The sequence below is a fragment of the Paenibacillus sp. tmac-D7 genome, from assembly GCF_006519665.1.
Lineage (GTDB): Bacteria > Bacillota > Bacilli > Paenibacillales > NBRC-103111 > Paenibacillus_G > Paenibacillus_G validus.
This window is the reverse complement of record NZ_VIDW01000001.1, coordinates 59,105-84,847: the sequence shown is the minus strand read 5'-3', so window position 1 is coordinate 84,847 and position 25,743 is coordinate 59,105. Positions and strand designations below refer to the sequence as shown.

Annotated in this window: 22 protein-coding genes and 1 other annotated feature; of the genes, 12 read left to right on the top strand and 10 right to left on the bottom strand. The window is 54.4% G+C overall.

What is annotated here, in order from left to right; translation table 11 throughout:
• Nucleotides 1-639: 639 nt before the first annotated feature.
• Together FKP33_RS00390 and FKP33_RS00385 are read right to left on the bottom strand one after the other, a co-directional pair.
• Nucleotides 640-1,818, bottom strand: coding sequence for an acetoin utilization protein AcuC (locus FKP33_RS00390; protein ID WP_127610494.1), 1,179 nt, complete (start codon nucleotides 1,816-1,818; stop codon nucleotides 640-642).
• Nucleotides 1,819-1,833: 15 nt separating this feature from the next.
• A complete protein-coding gene (locus tag FKP33_RS00385) occupies nucleotides 1,834-2,466 on the bottom strand; it encodes a GNAT family N-acetyltransferase (protein WP_127610496.1) in 633 nt (210 codons plus the stop codon).
• A 144-nt stretch (nucleotides 2,467-2,610) separates the two neighbouring features.
• Here FKP33_RS00385 and acsA point away from each other — a divergent pair, with 144 nt between their 5' ends.
• The gene (gene acsA, locus FKP33_RS00380) at nucleotides 2,611-4,335 is read left to right on the top strand and encodes an acetate--CoA ligase (RefSeq protein WP_127610498.1); all 1,725 of its coding nucleotides are present in this window, start codon (nucleotides 2,611-2,613) and stop codon (nucleotides 4,333-4,335) included.
• 69 nt (nucleotides 4,336-4,404) lie between these two features.
• Here acsA and FKP33_RS00375 read toward each other — a convergent pair whose 3' ends face one another.
• The gene (locus FKP33_RS00375; RefSeq protein WP_127610500.1) at nucleotides 4,405-5,103 is read right to left on the bottom strand and encodes a type 1 glutamine amidotransferase; all 699 of its coding nucleotides are present in this window, start codon (nucleotides 5,101-5,103) and stop codon (nucleotides 4,405-4,407) included.
• A gap of 158 nt (nucleotides 5,104-5,261) precedes the next feature.
• On the bottom strand, nucleotides 5,262-8,387 hold the full coding sequence (locus FKP33_RS00370) for a transglycosylase domain-containing protein (RefSeq protein ID WP_141333721.1): 3,126 nt from the start codon (nucleotides 8,385-8,387) through the stop codon (nucleotides 5,262-5,264).
• A 185-nt stretch (nucleotides 8,388-8,572) separates the two neighbouring features.
• Nucleotides 8,573-8,838: a binding site (T-box leader), on the top strand.
• Nucleotides 8,839-8,897: 59 nt separating this feature from the next.
• Between FKP33_RS00370 and tyrS the strand changes: the two genes are divergently transcribed.
• Nucleotides 8,898-10,154: a tyrosine--tRNA ligase gene (gene tyrS, locus FKP33_RS00365; RefSeq protein ID WP_054798751.1), complete on the top strand. Its 1,257-nt coding sequence runs from the start codon at nucleotides 8,898-8,900 to the stop codon at nucleotides 10,152-10,154.
• A gap of 115 nt (nucleotides 10,155-10,269) precedes the next feature.
• On the opposite strand, the gene rpsD is transcribed toward tyrS, so the two are convergent.
• Nucleotides 10,270-10,869, bottom strand: a complete 600-nt coding sequence (gene rpsD, locus FKP33_RS00360; protein WP_054797022.1) for a 30S ribosomal protein S4 — start codon at nucleotides 10,867-10,869, stop codon at nucleotides 10,270-10,272.
• 364 nt (nucleotides 10,870-11,233) lie between these two features.
• On the opposite strand from rpsD, the gene FKP33_RS00355 reads away from it, so the two are divergent.
• From FKP33_RS00355 to FKP33_RS00340, 4 genes are all read left to right on the top strand, one after another.
• Nucleotides 11,234-11,839, top strand: a complete 606-nt coding sequence (locus FKP33_RS00355) for a TVP38/TMEM64 family protein (RefSeq protein ID WP_141333720.1) — start codon at nucleotides 11,234-11,236, stop codon at nucleotides 11,837-11,839.
• Between the two features lie 22 nt (nucleotides 11,840-11,861).
• Nucleotides 11,862-12,980 carry an aminopeptidase gene (locus FKP33_RS00350; protein ID WP_141333719.1) on the top strand — a complete coding sequence of 373 codons (1,119 nt, stop codon included), beginning with the start codon at nucleotides 11,862-11,864 and terminating at the stop codon, nucleotides 12,978-12,980.
• Between the two features lie 97 nt (nucleotides 12,981-13,077).
• A complete protein-coding gene (locus tag FKP33_RS00345; RefSeq protein WP_054797024.1) occupies nucleotides 13,078-13,326 on the top strand; it encodes an HPr family phosphocarrier protein in 249 nt (82 codons plus the stop codon).
• 146 nt (nucleotides 13,327-13,472) lie between these two features.
• Complete coding sequence (locus FKP33_RS00340; protein WP_054797025.1) at nucleotides 13,473-13,763, top strand: Fpa/YlaN family protein; 291 nt, start codon at nucleotides 13,473-13,475, stop codon at nucleotides 13,761-13,763.
• A 33-nt stretch (nucleotides 13,764-13,796) separates the two neighbouring features.
• On the opposite strand, the gene cax is transcribed toward FKP33_RS00340, so the two are convergent.
• Nucleotides 13,797-14,849 carry a calcium/proton exchanger gene (gene cax / locus FKP33_RS00335; RefSeq protein WP_141333718.1) on the bottom strand — a complete coding sequence of 351 codons (1,053 nt, stop codon included), beginning with the start codon at nucleotides 14,847-14,849 and terminating at the stop codon, nucleotides 13,797-13,799.
• Between the two features lie 277 nt (nucleotides 14,850-15,126).
• Between cax and FKP33_RS00330 the strand changes: the two genes are divergently transcribed.
• Nucleotides 15,127-15,516 carry an Asp23/Gls24 family envelope stress response protein gene (locus tag FKP33_RS00330; protein WP_127608487.1) on the top strand — a complete coding sequence of 130 codons (390 nt, stop codon included), beginning with the start codon at nucleotides 15,127-15,129 and terminating at the stop codon, nucleotides 15,514-15,516.
• Between the two features lie 407 nt (nucleotides 15,517-15,923).
• Here FKP33_RS00330 and ftsW read toward each other — a convergent pair whose 3' ends face one another.
• Nucleotides 15,924-17,081 carry a putative lipid II flippase FtsW gene (ftsW, locus tag FKP33_RS00325; RefSeq protein WP_141333717.1) on the bottom strand — a complete coding sequence of 386 codons (1,158 nt, stop codon included), beginning with the start codon at nucleotides 17,079-17,081 and terminating at the stop codon, nucleotides 15,924-15,926.
• Between the two features lie 13 nt (nucleotides 17,082-17,094).
• Nucleotides 17,095-17,442, bottom strand: a complete 348-nt coding sequence (locus FKP33_RS00320; protein WP_054798753.1) for a YugN family protein — start codon at nucleotides 17,440-17,442, stop codon at nucleotides 17,095-17,097.
• A 209-nt stretch (nucleotides 17,443-17,651) separates the two neighbouring features.
• Between FKP33_RS00320 and FKP33_RS00315 the strand changes: the two genes are divergently transcribed.
• Complete coding sequence (locus FKP33_RS00315; RefSeq protein ID WP_054798754.1) at nucleotides 17,652-18,839, top strand: M20 metallopeptidase family protein; 1,188 nt, start codon at nucleotides 17,652-17,654, stop codon at nucleotides 18,837-18,839.
• A gap of 94 nt (nucleotides 18,840-18,933) precedes the next feature.
• Nucleotides 18,934-19,371, top strand: coding sequence for a CBS domain-containing protein (locus tag FKP33_RS00310; protein ID WP_054797028.1), 438 nt, complete (start codon nucleotides 18,934-18,936; stop codon nucleotides 19,369-19,371).
• A 49-nt stretch (nucleotides 19,372-19,420) separates the two neighbouring features.
• Here the strand turns inward: FKP33_RS00310 and FKP33_RS00305 are convergent, their stop codons facing one another.
• Nucleotides 19,421-20,173 carry a thermonuclease family protein gene (locus FKP33_RS00305; protein WP_141333716.1) on the bottom strand — a complete coding sequence of 251 codons (753 nt, stop codon included), beginning with the start codon at nucleotides 20,171-20,173 and terminating at the stop codon, nucleotides 19,421-19,423.
• Nucleotides 20,174-20,352: 179 nt separating this feature from the next.
• Here FKP33_RS00305 and FKP33_RS00300 point away from each other — a divergent pair, with 179 nt between their 5' ends.
• From FKP33_RS00300 to FKP33_RS00290, 3 genes are all read left to right on the top strand, one after another.
• Entirely contained in the window at nucleotides 20,353-22,050 is a 1,698-nt protein-coding gene (locus FKP33_RS00300) for a DNA repair helicase XPB (RefSeq protein ID WP_127608483.1), read from the top strand.
• A complete protein-coding gene (locus tag FKP33_RS00295; RefSeq protein WP_141333715.1) occupies nucleotides 22,047-24,110 on the top strand; it encodes a helicase-associated domain-containing protein in 2,064 nt (687 codons plus the stop codon). The genes FKP33_RS00300 and FKP33_RS00295 overlap by 4 nt, the downstream gene beginning before the upstream one ends.
• A gap of 76 nt (nucleotides 24,111-24,186) precedes the next feature.
• The gene (locus tag FKP33_RS00290; protein ID WP_127608481.1) at nucleotides 24,187-24,633 is read left to right on the top strand and encodes a YlbF/YmcA family competence regulator; all 447 of its coding nucleotides are present in this window, start codon (nucleotides 24,187-24,189) and stop codon (nucleotides 24,631-24,633) included.
• A 55-nt stretch (nucleotides 24,634-24,688) separates the two neighbouring features.
• Here the strand turns inward: FKP33_RS00290 and FKP33_RS00285 are convergent, their stop codons facing one another.
• Nucleotides 24,689-25,723 (bottom strand): asparaginase, encoded by a 1,035-nt coding sequence (locus FKP33_RS00285; protein ID WP_141333714.1) that lies wholly within the window; start codon nucleotides 25,721-25,723, stop codon nucleotides 24,689-24,691.
• Nucleotides 25,724-25,743 lie beyond the last annotated feature (20 nt).

Genomic DNA, 25,743 nt, shown 5'->3' with positions numbered 1-25,743 from the left:
CGCCGATCTGGAATGTTGCGGACCGCCGTAAAATAGGTGGTTTACTTTTTTACCCGGATATACGGCTTCTCCAGCCACTCGAATTTTTCTCCAAGTTCAAATGTACGCAAAAAAAACCTGCCATTTCGGCAGGTTGAATTATCATCAAGTGTACAGTGCCAAAAATATGGAGCGCCTCATTTCTGTTAGAGATACGCCTATAGGTGGCGAAATCCTCCTTAATATCGTACCAGATACCACAAATACTTTATAAAAGTCTTTTTAGGCTCCATTAGATTTCCGCAGAAGTATCTGTCACGTGACGCCTTTTTTTAGTAGTCTAATCATTCCTTGACTTAAGGAAACTAATCCGATGACAACTAAAAACATGGCAATGAAATTCGGTACGACCATTATAATCCCACTGCCTTGATCGGGTCCTCCGCTCTCTTTCAAAAGCGTATTCCACCACATGTAACCATAAACGCCAAGGATTAAGCATAGTATGCCAGCCAAAAATCGTAGTAATGCTAAGATCTTTTGCAATAACTACCCCACCTTGTTCACGTTTATTATTAAGAAAAAGTTGTTACGCATAATGGCCAGTTAGTTCAGAAAAAAGGATATCTCACGTGCATTCGCTAGGGCTGCGTCCTCGAGCTAAGCTAAATAAAGCGTTGACACTTCCACCGTTTGGCGATTCTTGGCTTCGATTTCTGCACGGCGCGGCATCGGTTCCCAGGTGTCTACAGGGTCGAGCCACGTGTGTGGGAGGACTTCTTCACTCAGCGGCTGCCATGCGTCAATCCAAGCTTTCGGCAGGGTGAGGGAGGGCTCCGCTAGAAGCCGGTCCCGCAGTGGATGGTCGCTCATCTCCAGCCACAGCAAGCTCCAGGCGCGCGGCACCACCCGCCAAATATCGTAACCGCCTCCGCCAAGCGCAACCCAGCGTCCACCGCAATAGGTGTGGGCCAGGCCGTGGATGATTCGCGGCATCGCACGGAAAATTTCCATGCTGCAATGAATGTGGGCGAGCGGGTCGTACGCATGGGCGTCGCAGCCGTGCTGCGACACGATCAGGTCGGGCTTGAACTGGGCGATCGTGCGATTCAGCACCTCTTCGAAGCATTCAAGCCACGATTCGTCTTCCGTAAACGGTTCCATGGGAACGTTTACGGAAGTGCCGAAGCCGGAACCGTCTCCACGTTCGTTCGCCGCTCCGGTGCCCGGAAACAAATACTTGCCCGTTTCATGAATCGAAAACGTACATACGTCAGGATCGGTATAAAAGCACCACTGCACGCCGTCGCCGTGATGCACGTCGGTGTCGATGTACAACACCCTGGCACCGTAAGCCGCCTTAGCGTGAGCGATCGCTACGGCCGCGTCGTTATAGACGCAAAATCCGGCGCCCTTGCTCGGTAGCGCATGATGCAGCCCGCCGCCCAGATGCAGGGCATGCAGCGATGCCCCGGACATGACCGCATCGACGGCGTGAATCGACCCGCCCACGACACCGAGCGTGATGTCGTGCATGTTCGGGAAGAACGGCGTGTCCTCCGTATCGAGGCCGTACATGCTTGCTTTATCCAGCCACTGCGGCGCCGGAGCAGCCGCGCTTAGACCTTTGACTGCGTCGATATATTCTTGCGAATGGATGAGCCGCAGCAGCCCTTCATCGGCGGAAGCCGGCATGCGTATACAGGAAGCGGGCAAAGTGCCCGATTTTTTCAACAAATCGACGGTCAGATGCAGTCTTTTTTGATTAAAAGGGTGACTATCATTAAAACGGTACGCGGTTTCCCGCTCATTGTAAATAAATATGGCATTCGGTTTCATCCTCTTGCGCCCCCATCAGTACATGAACCGCTGCCGGAAACGGACCCGATCGAATTTCTCGACGGAGGACAGCGGTACGTTTTTGCCGATACGCACCATCAAGCAGTTAGCCGGGTGAGAACAGATTTCCGGGTCGTCGGTTGCATACCAGACCATGTCGACACTTTTCATCAACTTCTCCATCATGTCGCGATATTGCCACACGGTAAGCCCGCTTTTCTCCAAATCCCAGTGCCAATAATACTCGGTCGTAAAGGTAATGACATTCTCCAATTGTTCGTCCTCGAAGGCGAGCTGGATCATTTTCTTGCCGAGGCCGATACCGCGGTAATCGTCGGCCACTTCAATGGCTCCCAGCTCAATCAGGTCTTTCATTCCGCCTTCCGACCATCGTTCCAGTTCGTCCGGGTAATGGAACGTGACGTACCCGACGATCTGCTCCGCATGGCGGGCCAGAATAATACGTCCTTCCGGAAGCTCCGCGATCTCCACCAGGGCCACGAACTGTTCCTTCGGACGGCGAAACGCATCGAGGTCCGGATGCATCGAATAGCCCCGCAGACGCTCGGGAGATACAGGGCCTTCAACGACGATTTCCGTGTCCTGATACGGGATAGTAAAGGAGTGATAGATTTTAAGGTGTTCCATTTGTGAGCGGTTTCTCCCCTCCGACATTCTCTGTTAAGCATAACAAATAAATAGGCGAATAGAAAGATGTTGTGGTATAATATCAGATGTCTAATGAAAGCGTTTTATATAAATAAATACGGATAATTTCGGGAGGTAAGTGGCATGGATCAAGCAAGTGTAGAAAGCATTGCACCTGTAGCAACAACTTCGAATATGAAAAATTACGAAGAAGAACGTGCCGGTTTTAGCTGGGAAACGATCGAACAGACGTTTAGCTGGGCCCAAACGGGCAAAGTCAACATGGCCCACGAAGCCATTGACCGCCATGCGAACTCCGAACGAAAAAATAAAGTGGCGTTGTATTACAGCGACGATCGCCGCGACGAGCAGTACACCTATCACGACATGAAGCTCCAATCCAACCGCTTCGGCAACGTTCTGCGCAAGCTGGGCGTGGGGAAGGGCGATCGGGTGTTCATCTTTATGCCGAGAACGCCGGAATTGTATTTCGCTTTGCTCGGGTCGATTAAAATAGGGGCGATCGTCGGACCGTTGTTCGAAGCTTTCATGGAAACGGCTGTCCGGGACCGTCTGGAGGATAGCGAGGCTGTGGCGATCGTTACTACTCCGTCTCAGCTTTCGCGCGTACCGGTGGATCAGCTTCCGAATTTGAAGCATGTTATTTTGGTCGGCCAAGACTTGCAATTGGGCGAAGGGCAAGTAGATTTCCACAAAGAGATGGCTGCCGCTTCCGAAGAATTGGAGCTTGAGTGGGTAGACCGTGAAGACGGGCTGCTCATTCATTACACCTCCGGTTCCACGGGCAAGCCCAAAGGCGTCTATCACGTCCATAACGCAATGATTCAGCACTATTATACGGGCCGCGTCGTGCTTGATTTGCAGGAACAGGACGTGTACTGGTGTACGGCCGATCCAGGCTGGGTGACGGGAACGTCGTACGGCATTTTCGCTCCGTGGCTGAACGGCGCGACGAATGTGATCCGCGGCGGACGCTTTAGCCCGCAAGATTGGTACAATACGATTCAACGTTATAAAGTATCCGTCTGGTATAGCGCGCCCACCGCGTTCCGCATGCTGATGGGCGCCGGCGACGAAGCCGTGAAACAATTCGACTTGTCCTCGCTGCGTCACGTACTGAGCGTCGGCGAGCCGTTGAATCCCGAGGTCGTCCGTTGGGGGCTTAAAGTATACGGTCAGCGTATTCACGACACTTGGTGGATGACCGAGACCGGCGCCCAATTGATCTGCAATTATCCGGCGATGACAATTCGCCCGGGCTCCATGGGCAAACCGCTGCCGGGCATAGAAGCGGCGATCATCGACGATGCGGGCAACGAGCTGCCTCCATACCGGATGGGCAACTTGGCCATTAAGACGCCTTGGCCTTCCATGATGCGCAAAATCTGGAAGAACCCGGCGAAGTTCGAAGAATACTTCCGTATTGCCGGCTGGTACATCTCCGGGGATTCCGCTTATATGGACGCGGACGGATACTTCTGGTTCCAAGGCCGGATCGACGACGTCATTAACACGGCGGGCGAGCGCGTGGGTCCGTTCGAGGTGGAGAGCAAGCTGGTGGAACATCCGGCGGTAGCCGAAGCGGGCGTTATCGGGAAGCCGGATGCGATGCGCGGGGAAATTATCAAAGCGTTCATCGCGCTGCGCGAAGGGTATACGCCTTCCGACGAATTGAAAGCCGACATCTCCAAATTCGTCAAAGAAGGATTGTCCGCTCACGCCGCTCCGCGCGAGATTGAATTTAAAGACAAACTGCCCAAAACCCGCAGCGGCAAAATCATGCGCCGCGTGTTGAAAGCATGGGAGCTGAACTTGCCGACAGGCGACCTGTCGACGATTGAAGATTAATTCGAACAAAAAGAAAGACAGCGGGCCTGAGAGTCCGCTGTCTTTTTTTATTTGCATCCGCATTGGGGGCTATCGGTTAGCTATCGTGCGAATGGCCGCGAAACGGTCGAGAATGTGCCGCAGGATGCGGAACGACTCCTCACTGCGGTGTGCTTCTTGACGAATGCGGTCTGCCGTTTGAATGAACGGGGCATCGCTCAGCTCGTCTTGCCAACGGTCGAGCATCATGGCCAGGCAGGAAGGCGTTGTCTCCAAATGGAACTGCAGCCCAAGCACCCGCTCCCCGTAGGCGAAGGCTTGATGCCTGCAAGCATCCGAATAGGCGAGGGACAGCGCGCCCTCCGGTAAGTCGAAGCAATCCCCATGCCAATGAAACGAGTGAAAGGAGGCAGGCACATCTTCGAATAAACGGTGTGCAGCGCGCGTACGGGTCACGGGATGCCATCCGATCTCCTTCTGTTCGTTCCGATACACCTTGCCGCCGAGCGCCTCAGCCAGCATTTGGGCTCCCAAGCAAATACCTAACACGTGTTTACCGTGATCAACGGCCGAACGGATGAATCGCTTCTCTTGCTGCAGCCAGTCCTCCTTGTCGTAGGCGCTCATCGGCCCCCCAAGAATGATGAGCCAGTCAAAATCGTCCATACGGGGCAGCGCGATCCCGTCAGGCGGGAACAACACAGTCGTCTGACAGCCTTCTTGCTCCGCCCAAGCGAGTATAACCGAAGCGTCGTCGAACGCGAAATGCTTAAGCAGTACAATATGCATATGAACCCTCCCGAAAACCGAACGTTCATCGCTTAACAGATGATTGCAGGTTTTAGTCTTATTGTAGTAGGGGAGTGAGGTGCATGTCAATTTACCTAACGTTATAAGTGAGGGGAACGGGTGCAAAAAAACGTCCGGCTGCCGGACGTTTTTTTGCACTATTTCACATACTTCACGGTCGCTGAAGGCTTAGACTCGCCGTATTCATTGGTTGCCGTGATGCGATAAAACCCATCGAACGATACGGCATAATAGCGGAACTGGGTGGCTCCTGTAACCGTGCCGATTTTCTCGAACTTTCCGTCTTCCTTCTCGTTGTAATATACGGTGTACGATTTTACTTTGTCTTTATCGGCGTTCGCTTTCCAGTTTAACTCGATACCGCCGCCGGTCGACTTGGCGGCTAGACCGGAAGGAGCGGCGGGAGCTGTTTTGGCTGCGGTAGCCCCGTTCGTGCTGCCGGGCTTCGATTCGCCTGACTTGCCTGGTTTTGCGCCTTCTGTTGAAGCAAGCGGGTCGCCGCTATCCGGATTCAGGAAGAGCAGTTCCATCGCTGTGCCGTCCGTGAAGGCGGCCTTGCTCGGCGGCGATTCGTGACCCGCCACATCGACCGCGGTGACATAGTAGCCGTGCAGTCCCGGAGCGATGTGGTCGGTGAATTTGGTCTCCGCTCCGGCGAGGACGACTTTCCCCGCGACCCTTTGATAATTGCCGTTATTGGTAGAACGGTACAACCGGTATCCGACCGTATCCGCGCTTTCGCTCGCTTGGAACGTGATGACGCTTGTTTCGCCGGAGTGGGTGGCGACAACGGTTGTCGGCGGCACCGGCGGTTTGCCGTCGTCGGTTCTCGGATCGGTTTCCGACGGGGCGTCCTCGTCAAAGTCTCTAGGCTTGTAGAAATCGATGCTGCGCTTGCGGTCTTGCGGCATCCGGCTCATAATTTCCCCGATTTCTTTGAACAGCTGATTTAACGACTTTTCGCGTTTGATCACCGTCTTCTCCTGCACGAACTCCGCCGGTGTAGATGGTTGCGCTATGTAGTTCAACCCGTTGTAGGTAATGATCGGAAGCTTCACCATGACATTATCTTCATCGGTCGGCACGAATTTCTTGTTGAAAATGTCGGTGGTCAGCTTGCCGGCCGCCGAAACGGCTTCGCTCGGCAGTTTGCCGGATAAGCTCGACACGGTCATTTCGACGATGTTCGGCGGGCGCTTGAATTGCTTGGTCGGGAACAACTCCGGATGTTTCTCGATCGCCGCATTCATGGCCATCGCCCACACGTTCTTGGCGCGGTTCGTACCGCCGGTTTTCTTGCTCAGCTTATGGATCGGCAGTTCATATCCGGCCCATACGCCCAGCGTAATATCCGGCGTATATCCCATAAACCAAGCGTCCGCGTCGTCCTGGGTGGAACCGGTTTTACCGACAATCGGAATTTTACCGTAACTTTTGTACTTGCTCATCAAGTCGGTTGCCGTTCCGGAAGTAATGACGGTACGCATCATATCTGTCATCAAGTACGCCGTTTCTTGAGAGAAGACGGTTGTCGGTTTACTCTCGTGCTCATAGATGATCTGGTTGTTCGAATCGGTAATTTTACGAATCATGAACGCCTCGTTAAAGACGCCCTCATTGCCTATCGTGGCGTAAGCGTTGGTCAGCTCTTTGACGGATACGCCGTATTTTAAACCGCCGATAACGCCCGTCTGCGCGACGTAATCGTCCGGGGTTATGGAACGGATGCCGAGCTTGCTTGCGAACGCCCAAGCTTCTTTGATGCCCACGGTTTCGGTGAACAGCTTGATGGCAGGAATGTTGTACGACTGGTTTAATGCCGTACGGGCCGTGATCAAGCCGTGATATCCGTCATCCCAGTTTTCCGGTATGTGATAGCCGACCTTCGTGCCGTCCTTCAAAATGATCGGCACGTCGTCGATGACGGAAGCCGGCTGAATGGCTCCCTTCTCGAGGGCCGGCAGGAAGGCTGCGATCGGCTTCATGGTGGAGCCCGGCTGGCGATAGGCTTGCGTCGCGTGGTTCAACTGCTCCTTGAAGAAATCCCGTCCTTCCAGCATGCTCAGGATCGCTCCGGTTTTGTTATCGATCATAACGGCCCCGACCTGCTCGATCCCCTTCACCTTGTCATCCGGGGTGAAGTTTTTTTCGTTCTGGGCGATGGAACGCATCTCTTCGTAAATATCTTTGTCGATCGTCGTATAGACGTGGTAACCGCCGCGGCTGAGCTGCGCCTGCATGCTCTTCAGAGCTTCGTTGTACGTTTCCGGGTTTTTCTCCGGGTCGAGATCCGGCTTCTCCGCCTTCAACAGCGCTTTCGCCGCTTCCTTCTCCACTTCGATCATCAAGAACGGGTAAGTGGAGTAAGCTTTCTTCACCCGTTCGGCGAGCGAACCCTTTAAATCGAAGGCAAGCGCCTCGTCGTGCTGCTGCTGGGTGATCTTGCCTTCCTCCAGCATGCGCCGAAGCACCAACTGCTGACGTTGCACGGCGCGCTTGAAGGCGGCGCTGTCGAAGATGCCCTGGCTGTTGAACGCCGAATAGTTGCTTGGCAGCTGTGGAAGTCCGGCCAAGTAGGCGGCTTGCGCCAAGTTCAGCTTGTTTAAATCCTCGATATTAAAAATCCCTTTGGCCGCAGCCTTGATTCCATAGGCATTGTAGCCGGACGAGCCGTTGCCGTAAGGGATTTTGTTCAGATAAGCAAGTAATATTTCGTCTTTCGACATCAGTCGTTCCAGGCGCATGGCGAGAAAAATTTCTTTCGCCTTCCGGCTGTCCGCTTTGTCGAGCGACAGGAATACGCGCCGGGCAAGCTGCTGCGTAATCGTGCTTCCCCCGGTTTGCACATCCTGATTCAGCAGCTTCTGGACTACTGCGCGGGCGGTCCCGGTAATATCGATCCCCATATGCTCGTAGAAATTGTTATCTTCGATCGCAAAGACGGCATCCAGCACGACCTGAGGAATGTCGCTCATGCTGGCGAGCTGCCGGTCTTCCTCGGTGCGCAGCTGGCCGACGACCGTATCGTCCCGGAAGTAAACAAAGCCGGTCAAGGCGTCGTCGTTCATTTGCTTGAGCATCGTTTCTTTATCGCGTACAGGGTCGTCCTTCACGAGTGCGGTTACATATCCGAATGCGGCGCCGCCGGCCAGAAAACCGGCAATAACGCCCGTAATGAAAAGCCATTTGATCGTCAGTACCGTGTATTTACCGGTCGCGCGTACTATTGTTTTGTAAGATCTAGTCTTGTTCTCCGTCTCCATGTAAACCGGGTTCCTCCTGATCTAGAAAAACATTCCTAGTTCATTATAGCATAAAGCGTCAAGCTGAACACCGCGCGGCGGTATCGCTTTCATGACTGTTCCATGACGTTTGGATGAGAGAAACGGGGCGAACCCGTTTGACAATGCCGCCGTTGTATGGTTAAATAATCGGTAATTGTATACGGACAAATGCCAGGATGGACAGCAGTAGGCCAAGGAACGAAGCTCCCAGAGAGCCGGTGGTAGGTGCGAACCGGTACTCGTCTTTGATCGAATTACGGTCCGGAGCAGCGGAGGGGAACGCTTCATGTTGGTTGTGAGCCATCGATGAGCCAGTAGCTTCCGATCGGGGGACCTCCGTTATTCAGATGAAGTGAAAGTTCAGGCGCAGATCTTGAGAGCCTGACTTTAATTAGGGTGGTACCGCGAGCAGAGCCTTCTCGTCCCTTTGTGGAAGAGAAGGCTTTTTTTCTATGTGTTCAGTTTATTTCTTAGGAGGAATCAGTCGTTATGGCAAAATGGGAGGAACTTTCGTCCGCGCAGCAAGAGGAGGTGAATCGTCAACTGGAGACGATTCGCCGCGGCGTCGTTGAGATCGTACCGGAGGACGAATTGAGAAATAAGGTGATCGACTCGGTCGCGACCGGCAAGCCGTTAAACGTTAAACTCGGGCTCGACCCGTCGGCCCCGGACATTCATGTCGGGCACACGGTGGTGCTGCATAAGCTGCGTCAATTCCAAGAGCTGGGCCATCAGGTACAGCTCATCATCGGGGACTTCACCGGGCGGATCGGCGACCCGACCGGCAAGTCGGAGACGCGGAAGCAGCTGACCGAAGAAGACGTGAAGCGCAACGCGGAAACGTATCAGAAGCAAATCTATAAAATTCTCGACAAGTCGAAAACGAACCTGTATTACAATTCGGAGTGGCTTGGTCCGTTGAATTTCGCCGATGTCGTGCAATTGTCGGCTAAAGTGACGGTCGCCCGGATGCTCGAGCGCGATGATTTCTCCAAGCGGTACGGCTCCGGATTGCCGATTCATATTCACGAGTTTTTCTATCCGCTTATGCAAGGCTACGATTCGGTTGCGCTCAAAAGCGACATCGAGCTCGGCGGTACCGATCAGAAGTTCAACTTGTTGATGGGCCGTACGCTGCAAAAGGAATATGGCGTGGCTGCCCAGGTCGCCATCATGAATCCGCTGCTCGAAGGACTTGACGGCGTTAACAAAATGAGTAAGAGCCTCGGCAACTACATCGGCATCGACGAAGAGCCGAACGAAATTTACGGGAAGGCGATGTCAGTGCCCGATGAGCTGATGGCTAAATATTACGAGCTGGCGACGGACATGTCGAACGAAGAGCTCGCCCGGCTGCGCAGCGGGCTGGAGGACGGTTCCGTTCATCCGCGCGATGCCAAAATGCGCCTGGCGCATACGTTCGTGCGGATGTACCACGGCCAGCAAGCCGCCGATGAGGCGCAGCACCACTTCGTCACAGTCTTCCAGCAGCGCGCGCTGCCGGATGATATCGAAGACGTGACGCTGCCTGCGGAGGCGCTCGATAACGGCGTCATCCGCGCGGCGAAGCTGCTGGTGACGCTCGGTCTGCAGACGTCCGGCAGCGAGGCGCGCCGCAGCGTGCAGCAGGGCGCTGTGAAGATCAACGAGCAGAAGGTTGACGACCCGAATGCCGAGCTCACCCCGGCCGATGGCGACATTGTACAGGTCGGCAAGCGCAAATTCGCCCGGATTAAGCTGGGATAAATACAAATACCTCCGTGCCCGAAGCGCTTTATGGCGAGCGGGGCGGAGGTATTTCTTTATGTGTAAATGAAAAAAAGAACTGTTCCCGGAAGGAACAGTTCGGTGTGATGTAGGATTAACGGCTGTAGAACTCGACGATTTGTTTTTCGTCAATTTCTTGGGCAAGCTCGGCGCGCTCAGGAAGACGAATGTATTTACCTTCCAGGGCGGCTTCGTTGAACTCCAGGTAACCCGGCAAGTAGTTGCGGTTCGCCAAAGCTTCTTTGACGGCGGACAGGTTGCGGCTTCTTTCGCGAAGACCGATCACGTCGCCGGTGCTAACGATGTAAGAAGGGATGTCCACTTTTTTGCCGTTAACGGTAATGTGGCCGTGAGCGACGAGCTGACGAGCGCCTGCACGGGTGTTGGACAGACCCAAACGGTATACGAGGTTGTCCAAACGGCTTTCGAGCAAGAACATGAAGTTTTCACCCGCGATACCTTGCAGCTTGGAAGCTTTGTCGAACAAGTTGCGGAATTGCTTCTCGTTCAAACCGTACATGTGACGAAGCTTTTGTTTTTCTTGCAATTGTACGCCGTAACCGGACAGTTTCTTACGTTGTCCAGGGCCGTGTTGACCTGGAGGGAAAGGGCGTTTCAATTCTTTGCCGGTACCGCTCAAGGAGATGCCGAGGCGGCGGCTTAATTTAAATTTAGGACCTGTGTAACGTGACATTGTAGGATGAACTCCTTTAACCTTAATATAGTTGAGTCAAGCTTGGAACAAACGCGTGAAGATCGTGCCCGATTCCGCTGCTACGCTCCGAAAGATCACCGGAGCTATCGACAAGAAAAACCAGCCGCGGTCCTGTCGGTAACGAAATCTTTAGAGGGTGACACGCCTTCCACCATAAACATGAAGCCCGTGAGGGATCACGCTTATTCTCGACTTCTAATTTTATAAGATTGAAGTAGGCTGTGTCAAGTGGAGGCGGCACGGATCGGGTAATATTTTCGAATAAAGATCACCGCTGCTTAAAGCTCGTGTATGTTTGCTTATTTTGATACAATAATAGAATGTGAGAAGGGAGGGACAACCTTTGGGCCATTGGAATGTCCAGCACATATCGGATGCTTTGGACTCGTTAGGCTGGATCGGCCATATCGGAGGAGCGCTGCTCGTACTGGTGCAGACGCTGGTGCCTTTTATCCCGTTTATCGTTGTCGCCGGGGTTAACGTGCTCTTGTTCGGCTTCTGGATGGGCTTCATTGTCAACTACGTGTTTGCCTGTTTAGGTGCGGTTATCGCTTATTGGGTCGCCAAAAACCTGGGCAGAACATGGGTGCAGCGCAAGCTTGCCAAATACAGCTATCTAGACAAATTTAACGAGAAGCTGAAACGGTACGGACTATGGTTTATTGCAGGCAGCCGCATCATCCCGGTGCTGCCTTCCTTCGCGATCAATTTGGGCGCCGCGGTTATGAAAGTACGTACCCGTCATTTCATTATCGGCACCCTGATCGGCAAAGCGCCGATGGTATTTATGGAATCGCTGATTGGGCACGATTTGCTGCATTTTGGGCAACATAAAGGGAGGTTGCTTGTACTCCTCATTCTCTTGGCGGTTATGCTTGCCGTGGGAAGTTATTACAAAAAGAAATGGACGCGAGCCGAACCTGTCGGCAAGTCCGGCAAAAAAGTTTAACGCGATAAAGGAGAGAAGAACGATGCGAGATCCTCGCTTACATACGTTGGCGCGCAATATTGTGCAATATTCGCTCGATGTGAAGCCTGGCGAGAAGGTTTTGATCGAAATGATCGGCTCCGAGCGCGAGCTGGTCCGATGCCTGGTCGAAGAAGTGTACGTCCGCGGCGGATATCCTTACGTGGAATTGATCGATCCCGCCGTTCGGGCGTCCGTGCTGAAGGGCATCACGGAGAAACAGCTTGAGCACTGGGCGGCCCTCGATTTGAAGCGTATGGAAGATATGGACTGCTATGTCGCCATACGCGCAGGTGAGAACGTGAACGAGCAGTCCGATGTGCCGGAAGACAAGATGAAGCTGTACAAGCAGCTGTATCAGAAGCCGGTACATTTGGAGCAGCGTGTGAAACGAACGCGATGGGTTGTGCTTCGTTACCCGAACGCTTCGATGGCCCAGCTTGCCAATATGAGCACGTCGCGGTTTGAGGACTTTTATTTCGATGTATGCAACCTGGATTATTCCGCAATGTCCGCGGCGATGGACCCGCTGCAGGAATTAATGAACAGGACAGACCGCGTACGGATCGTCGGACCGGGCGCGACCGACATCTCGTTCTCGATCAAGGGCATCGGATCGGTCAAATGCTGCGGACGCCGCAATATCCCGGACGGAGAGCTGTACACGGCGCCGGTGCGCGATTCCGTCAATGGCGTTATCGCCTATAACACACCGTCCGTGAGCTCGGGCATTACATTCGACAATATTACGTTCCGCTTCGAGAACGGCCGAATTGTCGAAGCGACCGCGAGCGACACGAAACGGCTGAACGAGATTCTGGACACCGATGAAGGGGCGCGTTATATCGGCGAGTTCAGCCTTGGCTTTAACCCGTATATTTTGTACCCGATGAAGGATACGCTATTCGACGAGAAGATCGACGGCAGCCTTCACTTTACGCCGGGCCAAGCTTACGAGCAGGCGGACAACGGCAACCGCTCGTCCGTTCATTGGGATTTGGTGCTGATTCAGCGCCCTGAATTCGGGGGCGGCGAAATTTATTTCGACGACCGGCTCATCCGCAAGGACGGACGATTCGTCGTTCCGGAACTGGAAGGATTAAATCCGGAACGGTTGAAGTAAATACGCCGAAAAATCTAGTTGCATGTTATTCTCTTCCAATGTATCATTAACTAAGCGATTTATTACGACCGTCTCATCAACACATGGAGGGATTTTTATGCCGAACGCAAACAACGCAGCTATTGTGGAGATTTCGCAAACCGCCAACAAATTCAGATCTTCGATTGTTCTCCAATATGAGAATAAGTACATCGACGTTAAAAGTATCCTTGGTTTGTTTACAACGCTCTTGACTTCGAGCAAATACGACCTGCACGTGCACGGTCCGGATGCTGAAGAAGCCAAGCAAGCTATGGCCGAAGTGTTCGAGAAACACGGCTTGAGCATCAACAGCATTCAAGAATAATAAGGTTTAGTCGTAGGGGGCGTTTTCGCATAAAGCGAAAATGCCTTTTTCTATGGAGTTGCACTTGTGTAATGGTTCGATTTCGACTAATATAAATATACAAGCTATTAATTAGATTCATAACGGGGATCACAGGGGGGAGCGCCATGTCGTCGGATGTGCTGCTCAGCTTATCGCAGAAAGCGCTGCTTCTTCTTCAGGAAGATGCGGATAAGATCGAGAAGCTGATCGAAGTACAGATGGAAAACTTGACCACACGCAAATGTCCTCTGTACGAAGAGGTCTTAGATACGCAGATCTACGGGCTGTCCCGGGAAATCGACTTTGCCATTCGTGCCGATTTAATTACCGAGTCGACAGGCAAGCAAATTTTGGTGAAGCTGGAGCGTAATTTGGCGACGCTTTACGAAGCGCTGGATTTGCAAAACAAAGGGTAACCTTCAGACTGAAGGTTACCCTTTGTTTTTGGGTTAAACGAGGAAGAAGGCGATGCCGAGCACCAGATACACGACCAAGAGCAGGACGCCCTCGAACCAGGTGGTTTTTCCGTCACTGGAAATCGATTTGGCAATAAAGGCGGCGACGCCGATGGCGACCAGCTCGTACCCGGTGAAGACGAGGTCCATCGTTTTGCCGAATAATACGGACACGAGGACGAGCAGCGGCGCGACAAACAGTGCGATTTGCAGGCTGCTGCCGATCGCGATCTCGACCGCGGCGCCCATTTTGTTCTTGCGTGCCATAATAATAGCGGCGCTGTGCTCGGCCGCATTGCCGACGATCGCAATGAGGAAAGCGCCTACGAACAGCTCGGATAATCCGTATTGATGGCTGAAGCCTTCGAGCGTGCCCACGAGCCATTCGCTCCCGAATGCGACCATGACCGTGGCAAGGATAAGAAACAGCACGGAGATCCCTTTGGACCAGGCCGCTTCTCCATGCTCGACAACCGGGTCCGAAAGCTCGTCTTTGTGGGTGACCATCGAGAAGTAAAGCCACAGCAAGTAGGCGACAATAAGGATAGCGGAAACGATAATGCTTAGGTTGATCGTCTCGTTCGTCGTCAAGCTTTTCGTGAAGGCGGCGGGAATGAACAGTGCGATGACGGCGAGCAGCATGAGCGAGCCGTTATGGCCGGCGAGCTTCAGGTTGAACGATTGCTCTTTGTACTTCAACCCGCCGAGCAGGACGCTTAATCCAAGCACGAGCAGCATGTTGCCGATAATCGAACCGGTGACGCTCGCCTTGACGATGTCGAACATGCCGTCCTTGACCAGAAAGATGGCGATGATCAGCTCCGCCGCATTCCCGAACGTTGCGTTCAGAAAACCGCCGAGCCGTTCTCCGGCATAATGAGCGACGCTTTCCGTCGCTTTGCCAAGAAACCCGGCAACGAACACGATCGATACCGCGGAAATCAGAAATTGCACCGTTGGGCTAAAGGTTGGAGCGCCGACATAATGAGCCACTCCGCTCAAAATGAAGCTAGCGATTAGTCCGATGGCAAAACCGTATCGTCTCATAACAATCACCTCATATGGGAAAGTATTCCTTAAATCAACAAACAATATTCTAATCCCCTACAAGATGTAAGGCAATCAAAATATTTATTGGACCCGCAGTCCGGTGATGAAAAGTACGGAATCGCGGTGCAATAACGCTAAGGGCGAAGCACCGGGAAAAGCCTTGAACTATCAGCTGTACCGGTGTCGAACCTTGTCAATCCGAGGGTACGTTGGATTTGCTTTCCATGAAAGAAGTTATTACAATAGAAGTATAATCGGTGAAGGAGTGATCCTCATGAACGAAGAAATTCAAACTGGTCTTATCCGCATTTCAGATGACGTCGTTGCAACCATAGCAGGACTCGCTGCATTGGAGACGCCGGGGATCGCCGCCATGTCTGGAGGGATGTCGGAAGGATTGGCCAAGCGCCTGAGCGGGAAAAACGCGCAAAAGGGCGTTTCCGTTGAAGTGGGTCAAGTCGAGGCCGCCATCGATCTGCGCGTAATCGTTCACTACGGAAGCAAGATCCAGGAGGTTTGCCGCGATCTTCAAGAGAACGTGCGCGAAGCGGTGGAGAACATGACCGGTTTATCGGTCATTGAAGTCAACGTGAAAGTGGAAGGGGTCGCCTTCCGCGAAGAAGAAGCGGTACATACCGAAGACCCGCAGCATCGGGTAAAATAGGAAGATAGCGCAGCAGGGGGTGCCGAGAAATCGCCCTCTGCTTTTTCATGTCCGGGGCGAGATGCCCATCGGATTAATTATTCGAAATGATGTGACAATGAGATGAATCAAGAAAAGATTGTGCGAGCATTGAATGGCGAACACCGCCATGATTTTCATTGACTCTCTAGCCTATATTGAGGGAAAAAACTATTTATTTTGGCAAGATTGTATCAATTCATAGGAGTATGCCATTGACTTGAACATGGATTTTGCGACCTGGCTTGAACTTCTAATTATAGCTCAAGGAAGTGAATACTGGTTCTGGCCATCTTTTGTTCCGGACAAACCTAATCCCTGATGAAAATCAGCATCCGAATACCCCAAAAAAACCTAGCGTTGAGCCGCTAGGTTTTCCCGTTTTCTCTCTATCTCGCCCATTGGCGCTCATTCAATTTCTTTCCCGGCTCCCGCTCTTTATCCGGCCGGTTGTATTCCCGCGAGATGCTGAGCAGAATTCCGAGACTCATCAGCGTCACCAGCATGGATGTTCCGCCTTGGCTGATCAGTGGAAGCGTAACACCGGTCATCGGAATGGTGTTGGTAACGCCGCCGATGTTGATGAAGGCCTGGATGCCGATCATGCCGACGATACCGACGCCCGCCAGCATGCCGAACAAGTCTTTGCAGCGTAAGGCCACGATAAGACCGCGCAGCAGGAATACTAAATAAATAATCAAAAATATGGATGATCCGATAAAGCCGAGCTCTTCGCCGATAATGGAGAAAATAAAATCGTTGTGCGCTTCCGGCAGGTAGTGCAGCTTCTGGACGCTTTGTCCGAAGCCGGCGCCGGTCAGACCGCCATGTCCAAACGCATAAAGCGACTGTACGATTTGAAAACTGCCGCCCTGCGGATCGGCGAACGGGTCCAAGAATGTCGTAAACCGGTCGACCCGATAGCTGTCTCCACCCGTTTTTAACAAGTAAACGGACGCCAGCAGCGCGAGGGCGGAGGCGCCTGCTGCGCCGAGCAGCATAATATGCTTGATGCTGGCGCCGCCAACGACGATGACCAGCGCCGCACTCAAAACTACGATCATGGTGGAACCAAGGTCGGGCTGAAACATGATCAGCATGCACAGGAATCCAACAACGAGCAAAGGAGGAACGAGTCCGCGCTTGAAATCGTGGATTTTATCCCCCTTTTTGCTAAGCAAGGCCGCCAAGTAGAGGATGACGGCCAGTTTGGCGAGTTCCGTAGGCTGCAAACCGAAGGAACCGATATAAATCCAGCTTTTGGCGTTGTTCACTTCGCGTCCGACGATCGGCACTAGAAGCAGCAGCACGATGGAGAAGGTAAGGAAGGGGGCCACCCATTTCTGAAACTTGCGGAAATCGACATTCATGCAAAAGAACATGATGACCGTTCCCAAGCCGACGGCCAAGCCTTGCCTAATGACCAAACTCCAAGGATCGTTCATCGCTACGCTTGCGCTGAATACGAACGCCAAACCGATGCACACGAGTAAAAACGTCAGAAAGAGCAGCAGAAAATCAGGCGTTCCTCGTCGCGGCGAATTCATCGAGAGTCTCCGCTTAGTGGGTCAACTTAACTTTCAATTCCGCCAGTTTACCGTTTACGGCTTTCATGATGGAGTCCGGCACCGGAGATTGATAGTCCAAACCGTGCGGGAAGGTCGCTCTTCCGATATAAACGTCTTCAATGTAAAGAATCGCGTAAGGGGATTCCAATTTACCGCTTTCCACCCGTGTATTGATGCGCAGGAAGTAATCTTCGCGGTTTGCTTTATCTTCCAGCTTCAGGTCGTAAGTGGCGCGGTAGTACTCCCATTGCCAACGCACGAACCCGAGTTGCTCCATACTTTCGTCCAAATGGGCGAGATCGCTTTTCAAGCCCTTCAATCCACTGTTCTCAATAATCACAGCAAGCCCTCCTAATCTATGTACATCACTTTACTCATGATAGTATGTTTCCCTTACTTGTGCAAGCCTAATGCATCCCGCCCAAGCGGCGTCAAAGGGAAAATTTGAAATTTTGTGACACATGGATGAAACCGCCCCGCGCATTTGTTACAATAAGAAACGAAGGTACGGATCGTGGACTTAAAGACGTATACAAAGGGGGAAAGACCATGAATATGAATGAAACGCTTGAATCGGTTTTTCCCGAGATGATCGAATGGCGCAGACATATGCACCGGAATCCGGAGCTTTCCTATTACGAATCGGAGACCGCTGCCTACGTAGCCGAACGGCTTCTGGCTTGGGGACTCGAGGTCCGTACATTTGCGGGCAAGGGACATGGCGTCGTTGCGCGGCTGGAAGGCCGGAACGCAGGGCCGACGGTGGCGCTGCGGGCGGATATGGATGCGCTGCCGATTCAGGATGAGAAAGCGTGCGAATACGCATCGACCGTACCCGGCGTCATGCACGCTTGCGGACACGATGCCCACACGTCTACGCTGCTCGCGGTGGCCAAGACGCTGAGCCGGCATCGCGACAGTCTGAACGGCACCGTCGTGTTCCTGTTCCAGCCTGCCGAAGAAACGACGCCGGGAGGAGCGCTGGGGATGATCGAAGACGGCGCATTGGACGGTGTCGATGTCGTATACGGCATTCATTTATGGACGCCGTTCGAGGTCGGCACGGCGGCTTGTAAGCCGGGACCGATGATGGCTGCCGCGGACGAGTTTGTGATCGAGATTAAAGGCAAGGGCGGTCACGGCGGACTGCCGCACGAGGCGATCGATAGTGTGTTCGTCGCTTCGCAGCTCGTCGTGAATCTGCAATCGATCGTCAGCCGTTCAGCCGATCCGACGGAGCCTTGCGTCGTATCGGTCGGATCGATACACGGCGGCACGACGTTCAACGTCATCGCCGAAACGGCGACGTTGAAAGGAACGGTCCGGACCTTTCATCCGGACTTAAGGTCGATGGTAAAGGACAGGCTGGAAACGATCGTGCGCCAGACCTGTTTGATGCACGGCGCCACGTACACGCTTGATTACAAGATGGGGTATCCTCCGGTCATTAATCATGCCGAGGAAGCAGACCGGTTCTTGCGCACGGCGCCGCAGACATTCGGGGAAGCGGGCACGAAGCTTTCGCCGCTTATTATGGCCGGGGAAGATTACGCTTATTATTTGGAGCAAATTCCGGGGTGCTTCATGTTCGTCGGCGCAGGCAATCGGGAGCGGGGAATCGTTTATCCGCACCATCATCCCCGCTTTGACATCGACGAGAATGCGATGCTGCACGCGGCGAAGCTGTTCGTGAGCATGACGCTCGATTATATGAACGAGTACCGGACTTCCCGTTAAGTGCTAGTTCTTCGAAGCGCATGGGATCGCGCCGCCAGGGCAAATCTATGGGAGACGGCGTACCGCCGATTTTTTTCTCAGGAGGATGAGCGCGATGGCATCGAGGACGCTTCGGGAAATCATGACGAAAGATTGCGCGACAGTGACGCTGAAGGACAACGTATATGAAGCTGCCGTAAAAATGAAGCAGGAAGATACGGGATTTATCCCGGTCGTCGACGGTAAGAAGCTGATCGGCGTGCTGACCGACCGCGACCTGGTCATCCGCGGCTTTGCGGCTAAAAAGGAAGGATCCACCGCGATTAAAGAGGTGATGAGCGATAAAGTCGTATCCGTCTCGCCGGATACGACCGTCGATGAAGCGGCGAAGGTGATGGCGAAGGAGCAAATTCGCCGCCTTCCGGTCGTCGAGAACGGGGAGTTTGTCGGTATCGTCTCCATAGGGGATCTGGCGGTGCGCGACAAGTTCGAGAACGAGGCGGGCGAGGCGCTCAGCCAAATTTCCGAGAACCACAAACAAACCGTCAATTAAATGATACGCTCGTATGAAAAATCCTCCGGGGAGCCGGAGGACTTTTTGCTTATTCTTTCGATTTGCGATAACCGGCGTTCTCGGCCTCCTTGGCGCTGCAAAACAGCTGCTCCGGCACGGTTTGCTCGTAGTAGCGGCCGCCGGGAACATGGTATATTTTTTCCTTCCTGGCGTTGATGTTGCCTTTAATCTCCGGATTCGCGCAAGTGGAATCGGCGGCTTCGTTATTTGTTCCCGCGGAGACGCCAGTGCTGCTGCCTGGTTTTTTTCCTGCGGCCCATAAGCCTTTGCCTTGCTCGCGAGCGCTTCTCTCCGCCTGGACGAACAGCTTCGCATACATCACATTCGGCGGAACGGTCATCGGATTGGCGTATCCTTCACGCACCAGCAGTTCGTTGTACATGATTCGCTCCCCTTCGACGAATACGTAGCGCAGCAGTCGGCCGTAAGTATCGGTGTTTCCTGTATCCGTAAACAGAAAGACCTTCCGATTAGACAGACGTTTCTTCGTATACTCGCTGGCCTCTTTGCCGTACGGCTCAATTTTGCCGATGCTTTCCGGCGTGTTTACGCCGATCAGGCGAACTTTATTGTTCGAGACCGTCTCGAACGTATCGCCGTCGACCACACGTTTCACTTGATCGACCGAATAAGGCTTTCCTTTTAATTGAGGATAATCCGCCAAGACGGCTTGTACGAATGCGTCGTCGTCCGATCCAGCCGTGCCCTCTGGCGGGACCCCGCACCCGGACAAGACGAATATCATTCCCCAGATCACTGCCGCCCAAAGATGTCTCATCATGATTGCAATCTCCTTTACGCCGATCCGCCCCAACGGTAAAGATCGGTTGCTCCACACATTTTTTCACAAATTTCGACGTTTTTCAAGGAATTTCGAGTTTGATTCTCGGTAAAGGAGGTTTAAATCGTGCGCCGTTCCCTCATACTACAAATATCTGTCAATGCTTGGAGGGAACTGCGATGCCTACGTTTCATAAAGACCGGCCGCTCGTTGTACAGCACGACTTCTGCATTTTATTGGAAACGAGACACCCCCAATTCGAGGAAATGCGCGCCGAGCTGATCCGGTACGCCGACCTTGTCAAATCGCCGGATAATATGCATACGTACCGGATGTCGTCGCTATCGCTTTGGAACGCCGCTGCCGCGGGAGTCACGGCCGAGGATGTGATCGCTTTTCTCGAAGCGAATTCGAAGTTCGGCGTCCCGGTGTCGGTCAAGCAGGACATCCGGCGATTTATTGAGCGGTACGGGTTAGTCCGGTTGGAAAGGCTTGGAGATGAGTTGCTTCTAATCTCCGACGATATCGATATCATTAAGGAAATGGCTCGTTACAAATCGCTCCGTTCCTATGGGCTATGCCAGCTGGATGAACGGACGCTGCGGTTTTCTGCACAGTACCGGGGTTTATTGAAGCAGGAACTGGTCAAGCTCGGATTTCCGGTTGAAGATCTTGCCGGCTACAGCCGAGGCGAATCGCTGCCGATCCAGCTGCGTTCGGATGCCGCCGGTACGGGCGCCTTCGCGCTTCGCGATTACCAGCGCTCTGCGGTCGATTCCTTCTACCGCGAGGGCTCGATGCAGGGCGGCAGCGGCGTTCTGGTGCTGCCCTGCGGCGCAGGGAAGACGGTTATCGGCATTGCGGCGATGGGGAAGCTGTCGTGCGCGACGCTCATTCTGACGACGAACAGCACGTCGGTGAAGCAGTGGAAGCGCGAAATTTTGGATAAAACGGACCTCACGGAGGATATGGTCGGCGAATATACCGGCTTGCAGAAAGAAGTTCGCCCCGTGACGATCGCAACGTATCAAATCTTGACGTACCGCAAGTCGAAGAACGAATCGTTCGTTCATATGGACCTGTTTAATAAACGGGACTGGGGGCTTATCGTTTATGACGAAGTCCACCTGCTGCCCGCTCCCGTATTCCGGGTGACGGCCGATATCCAGGCGACGCGGCGGCTGGGGCTTACCGCTACATTGATCCGCGAAGACGGACGCGAGGAGGACGTATTCTCGCTCGTCGGTCCGAAGCGGTACGAGATGCCCTGGAAAACTCTGGAGTCGCAAGGGTGGATCGCCTCCGTCGAATGTGTCGAGCTGCGGGTGCCGCTGCCGCCCGCCGAGATGGAGGCTTACCGGTCGGCGGCCGAACGGGAACGGATGCGCATCGCAAGCAATAACCGGGCCAAGCTGGACGTTGTGGATGGGTTATTGCGCAAGCATGAAGGCGAGCAGGTAATCGTCATCGGGCAATATTTGGAGCAGCTGCACAAGCTTGCTGAGCGGACCGGCGCGCCGATGATCAGCGGCGAGATGCCGCACGACAAGCGGGAGGCGTTATACCACAGCTTCCGCAGCGGCGAAATTCCCGTGCTGATCGTGTCCAAAGTGGCCAACTTTGCCGTCGATTTACCCGATGCGGCGGTGGCGATACAGGTGTCCGGCAGCTTCGGCTCCCGTCAGGAGGAGGCGCAGCGGCTGGGCCGCATTTTACGGCCGAAATCGGGAGAAAATAAAGCTTACTTTTATACGATTGTCAGCGAAGATACAAAGGAGCAGGAGTTTGCGATGAACCGTCAGTTGTTTCTGATCGAACAAGGCTACAACTACCGGATGGTCGGTGCGGCCGGTGTGTCGGAGGTGACCGTGCGATGAATTACGATCGACTGCTTGCCTTGATGCCGGCCGAACTGCGCGGTCGTCTTGAAGCGGAAACCGTTTATGCGCCGTGGCTGAGGCGAGGACAAGCGCTGGAGCGGCTTTGGCAGGACGATGTGGTGCTGGAGACTGTGTACAATCGGCTTGCGCCGGCGGAACGTACGGTGTTGGACGCTGTCGTGCGGCGGATCGGCTGCGAACCCTTTGACGACGCGCGTTTAGAGCGATCGGTTGGGGCGGCGCTATCCGGTGCGGAAGTACAAGCCGGATTCGCCGGCATTCGGCGTAAAGGACTGGTGTTCGCATTCCGCAAATCGTGGGGCGAGCTTGTGTACCTGCTTCCTGAGGACGCCCTTCCGCGGTGGCAGCGCATCCTCTACCCGCTGCTCGGCGAAAGAGCGGCGGCGGAACGGCTGGACCCGGGTTCGATTGAACTGCAAGCCGGGGGCGGCCGGGAACCTGTCATCGCCATCTTCGACATCCTGACGCTGATTGCGAAGCAGGATATGAAATTGACAAAAAACGGCACGCTGCCGAAGAAAGCCGTTCAACGGCTGAATGAAGGGCTGCCTTGGCAAGACGAATGCTTCCAAGGCGTGTCGCTGAAGTATGCCTATGCGGACGTCTACCCGTTGAAGACGGCGCTGGTCCTGGATATGCTGCTGAAAATGGGATTGCTGGAGATGGATGACGAAGGGTTGCGTCTGCAGGAAGAACAACTGCGGGCGTTTCTCCACGCGACCCGTGCCCGGCAAAACGAACGGTTGTACCGGCTGTGGAAGGAGCTTGCCTTCCCGGCCTATGCGTGGCAGCAGCACGCAGTGCTGCTGCTGGAGACGATCCCGGAAGGCGAATGGTTTGCCCCTGAGATGCTGCTGAGCTCGCTGCGCCGTTACGGGCTCGCCGAGGGCGCGGAAAACTCGGACGATGCGGCCGAACGCGTGCGTTTGCTAAGGGAGCAATGGTTGGAGCCGTTAACCGGGCTCGGCTGGCTGGAGCGAGGCTGCATCGGCCTCGGCCGCGAGGGCCAGGGAGGCGCTTCTACGTATTATCGTTGGCGTTGGCGAGCCGCCGGTACGGAGGGGGAGGCGGTCGAGGAGATGCCGGGTGCCTTCCTCGTGCAGCCGGATTTCGAAATCCTCGTACCGCCTGACGTGCCGCTTTGGGTGCAATGGGAGCTGATCTGCCTATGCGACCCGCCTGTCCGGGACGTGCTCTCCGTAACCAAACTGACCAAGGCGAGCCTCAAGTATGCCCTGGAGCAGGGGAGAACTGCGGACGACGTGCTGTACTTTCTGGAAGAGCACGCGGCATACGGGCTGCCGGACAACGTCCGGTTGACCGTCGAGCAATGGGCGAAGCCGTTCGGCAAAACGAATCTCACGCGTGTCGTGCTGCTGCGCTGCGCCGATGCCGATACGGCGGCAGCCTTAACGAGACTGCCGCCGGTGTCGAAGCTGTTGGGCGAGCGGATCGGGGACATGCATTACGTCATCGACGAGAACGATATCAAGCCGCTCGCCGCCGCATTGGAGAAGGCCGGATTTATGGCCGGGCTTCCGGCTGCCGATCCTGCTGCCGGAAGCGGAGGCCGCCGCTATCCTTCGCTGCTCCGGGATTCCGGGCAAGAGAGAACACAGCCGCCGCGTGAACCGGAGTTTGAGATTGATGCCGGAACGGCGAAGGGGCTCGTCTACTCGCGGCATTCCATCGCATACTTTCAGATGGAAGCGCGGCTGCCTGAGCCTGCCGATCTGTATCCGGACCTGCGGGATATCCCGGCGGCTTGGCTGCGGGATTATCGGAATTATCACCCATCTACGCGCAAAGATATGGTTGAGAAAGCGATCGAGATGCGGACGCTGCTGCAAATCCGCAAGGATGGCGCCGATGTTCGGTTCGCCCCCCGCAAGGTGCAGGAAACCAGAGGCACCTGGTGCATGACCGGGCTCGGGCCGGCGGAGGAACGGAGCGGGAACGCCGGCGAAATTCGTCTCCTTGCCGACGAATGGCAGGAGATGAAGCTGATTTTGCCTGGGATCAACGATAAATATTAATCCAACGGCGTATTTCTTTAAAATGTGATATGATAGAAGGGTAAGCTTATATTATCCGAAAGGCGGGTGCTTAAACATGGCGGTTATGGAATCGCGCACGCTCGATATGTCTGCCATCCTGTTGGAGGCCTACGATTTGGCCGATATGATCAAGTACTCCGCAGAAACCGCGGATTATTTATATTGGAAGCAAGCCAAGGACGCCGATCCGGAAGTGGCGCGTCTGGTGAAGGAGTTCGCCAAGAAGAAAGAGCTTTTCGAAGAGTGCGAACGCTTTGGCCACTATCATCCGAATTATCACGAGGCGCTCGATCAGGTGAAAGCCGTGCAGGCGCAGCTTGACGAAGTAGAGGCGGTTCGTAAATATAAAGAGGCGGAGAGGAAGCTGGACGACCTTCTATATACCGTCTCGGAGACGATCGCACGTTCCGTCTCGGAAACGATCAAGGTGCCTTCGAACGATCCGCTCGCAAGCTCCGGGGGTTGTTCTTCCGGAGGGAGCTGCAGCGGGAATTGCGGCTGAGGCGGGAGTAAGCCGGAACCAATGAAGGGCGGCAGACGCCGCCCTTTCTGTTTTATTAGCATGTGTGTTCTTGTGTGCGAATAAGCCGAAATACCGGCTGAATCCGTCCGACCGTCTCATTCCGGCGATTGACGACGTCCGGCCGGTGGAACGGGGCGAGCCGTTCCGCTTCCTCCTCGCTTAACAGACCGAGCTGCAGCAGCGCTTCCGTTGCAACCGGATACAGCGCCCGTTCGGCGCCATCGTCGACTTTAATGGCGATGCCGATGCCCAGCTCCGGGACGGTCGCCGCGTACAAGCCTTCAGCGCCCATCTTGCCGATAATCCGTCCGGCGGTTAATTCCGCCAAGCGCGTATCATAACGATCCGTGCCCGCTAGATAGAACGGGGAACGGCGGATGGCCGCTATAATGCGCCGACAAGCTTCCGCACGCTTCGGCGCCAAGTCATCCGGGCGCCCGAGGCGCGCATATCCGTAGGCAAGAGCAGCCAGCGGAAGCGCGAATACCGGAACCCCGCAGCCGTCGACGCCAAGCTCGATGCGCTCGGCCGGGATTCCGCACATGTCGCTGACGGTTTGCAGCATTTTGTGCTGGACAGGATGATCGGGGTGAGTATACTGATGAGTAGATACTTGCATCAACGAGGCTAGGGCGAGCATGCCCGCATGTTTGCCCGAACAATTGTTGTGAATCGGCGCGGCCGCGACATGCTCGTATTTGAGCCGATCCGCTTCGCGCCGCAGCAACGGCTCCTGCGGCCCGCAATCAAGAGCGCTTACACCCAGGCCGGCCTTGCCCAGCAAGGACATCGCCGCCTGTGTATGCTCCGGCTCCCCGTTATGGGACGCACAAGTGATGGCCGTTTCGGCATCGGTCAGCGACAGCCGTTCGGCGCCGCCCGCTTCGAGAAGCGGAATGGCCTGCAGCAGCTTGGCGGTGGAGCGGGCGAACGTATAAAAGTGCGGATTTCCCACATAAGCCAGCAGCCTTCCTTGCGAGTCCGATACGGCGATATGGCCGCGATGAACGCTTTCCGTAACCGGACCGCGCGTGACGGCGACAAGAAGTTCGGCATCTGAAGTGGACATCGAGTTTCATTCCTTTCATT

Excerpts from the sequence above, each read along its gene's own strand:
- FKP33_RS00390 (WP_127610494.1), bottom strand. The coding sequence starts at position 1,818 with ATGAAACCGAATGCCATATTTATTTACAATGAGCGGGAAACCGCGTAC.
- FKP33_RS00385 (WP_127610496.1), bottom strand. The coding sequence starts at position 2,466 with ATGGAACACCTTAAAATCTATCACTCCTTTACTATCCCGTATCAGGAC.
- acsA (WP_127610498.1), top strand. The coding sequence starts at position 2,611 with ATGGATCAAGCAAGTGTAGAAAGCATTGCACCTGTAGCAACAACTTCG.
- FKP33_RS00375 (WP_127610500.1), bottom strand. The coding sequence starts at position 5,103 with ATGCATATTGTACTGCTTAAGCATTTCGCGTTCGACGACGCTTCGGTT.
- FKP33_RS00370 (WP_141333721.1), bottom strand. The coding sequence starts at position 8,387 with ATGGAGACGGAGAACAAGACTAGATCTTACAAAACAATAGTACGCGCG.
- tyrS (WP_054798751.1), top strand. The coding sequence starts at position 8,898 with ATGGCAAAATGGGAGGAACTTTCGTCCGCGCAGCAAGAGGAGGTGAAT.
- rpsD (WP_054797022.1), bottom strand. The coding sequence starts at position 10,869 with ATGTCACGTTACACAGGTCCTAAATTTAAATTAAGCCGCCGCCTCGGC.
- FKP33_RS00350 (WP_141333719.1), top strand. The coding sequence starts at position 11,862 with ATGCGAGATCCTCGCTTACATACGTTGGCGCGCAATATTGTGCAATAT.
- FKP33_RS00345 (WP_054797024.1), top strand. The coding sequence starts at position 13,078 with ATGCCGAACGCAAACAACGCAGCTATTGTGGAGATTTCGCAAACCGCC.
- FKP33_RS00340 (WP_054797025.1), top strand. The coding sequence starts at position 13,473 with ATGTCGTCGGATGTGCTGCTCAGCTTATCGCAGAAAGCGCTGCTTCTT.
- cax (WP_141333718.1), bottom strand. The coding sequence starts at position 14,849 with ATGAGACGATACGGTTTTGCCATCGGACTAATCGCTAGCTTCATTTTG.
- FKP33_RS00330 (WP_127608487.1), top strand. The coding sequence starts at position 15,127 with ATGAACGAAGAAATTCAAACTGGTCTTATCCGCATTTCAGATGACGTC.
- ftsW (WP_141333717.1), bottom strand. The coding sequence starts at position 17,081 with ATGAATTCGCCGCGACGAGGAACGCCTGATTTTCTGCTGCTCTTTCTG.
- FKP33_RS00315 (WP_054798754.1), top strand. The coding sequence starts at position 17,652 with ATGAATATGAATGAAACGCTTGAATCGGTTTTTCCCGAGATGATCGAA.
- FKP33_RS00310 (WP_054797028.1), top strand. The coding sequence starts at position 18,934 with ATGGCATCGAGGACGCTTCGGGAAATCATGACGAAAGATTGCGCGACA.
- FKP33_RS00305 (WP_141333716.1), bottom strand. The coding sequence starts at position 20,173 with ATGATGAGACATCTTTGGGCGGCAGTGATCTGGGGAATGATATTCGTC.
- FKP33_RS00300 (WP_127608483.1), top strand. The coding sequence starts at position 20,353 with ATGCCTACGTTTCATAAAGACCGGCCGCTCGTTGTACAGCACGACTTC.
- FKP33_RS00295 (WP_141333715.1), top strand. The coding sequence starts at position 22,047 with ATGAATTACGATCGACTGCTTGCCTTGATGCCGGCCGAACTGCGCGGT.
- FKP33_RS00290 (WP_127608481.1), top strand. The coding sequence starts at position 24,187 with ATGGCGGTTATGGAATCGCGCACGCTCGATATGTCTGCCATCCTGTTG.
- FKP33_RS00285 (WP_141333714.1), bottom strand. The coding sequence starts at position 25,723 with ATGTCCACTTCAGATGCCGAACTTCTTGTCGCCGTCACGCGCGGTCCG.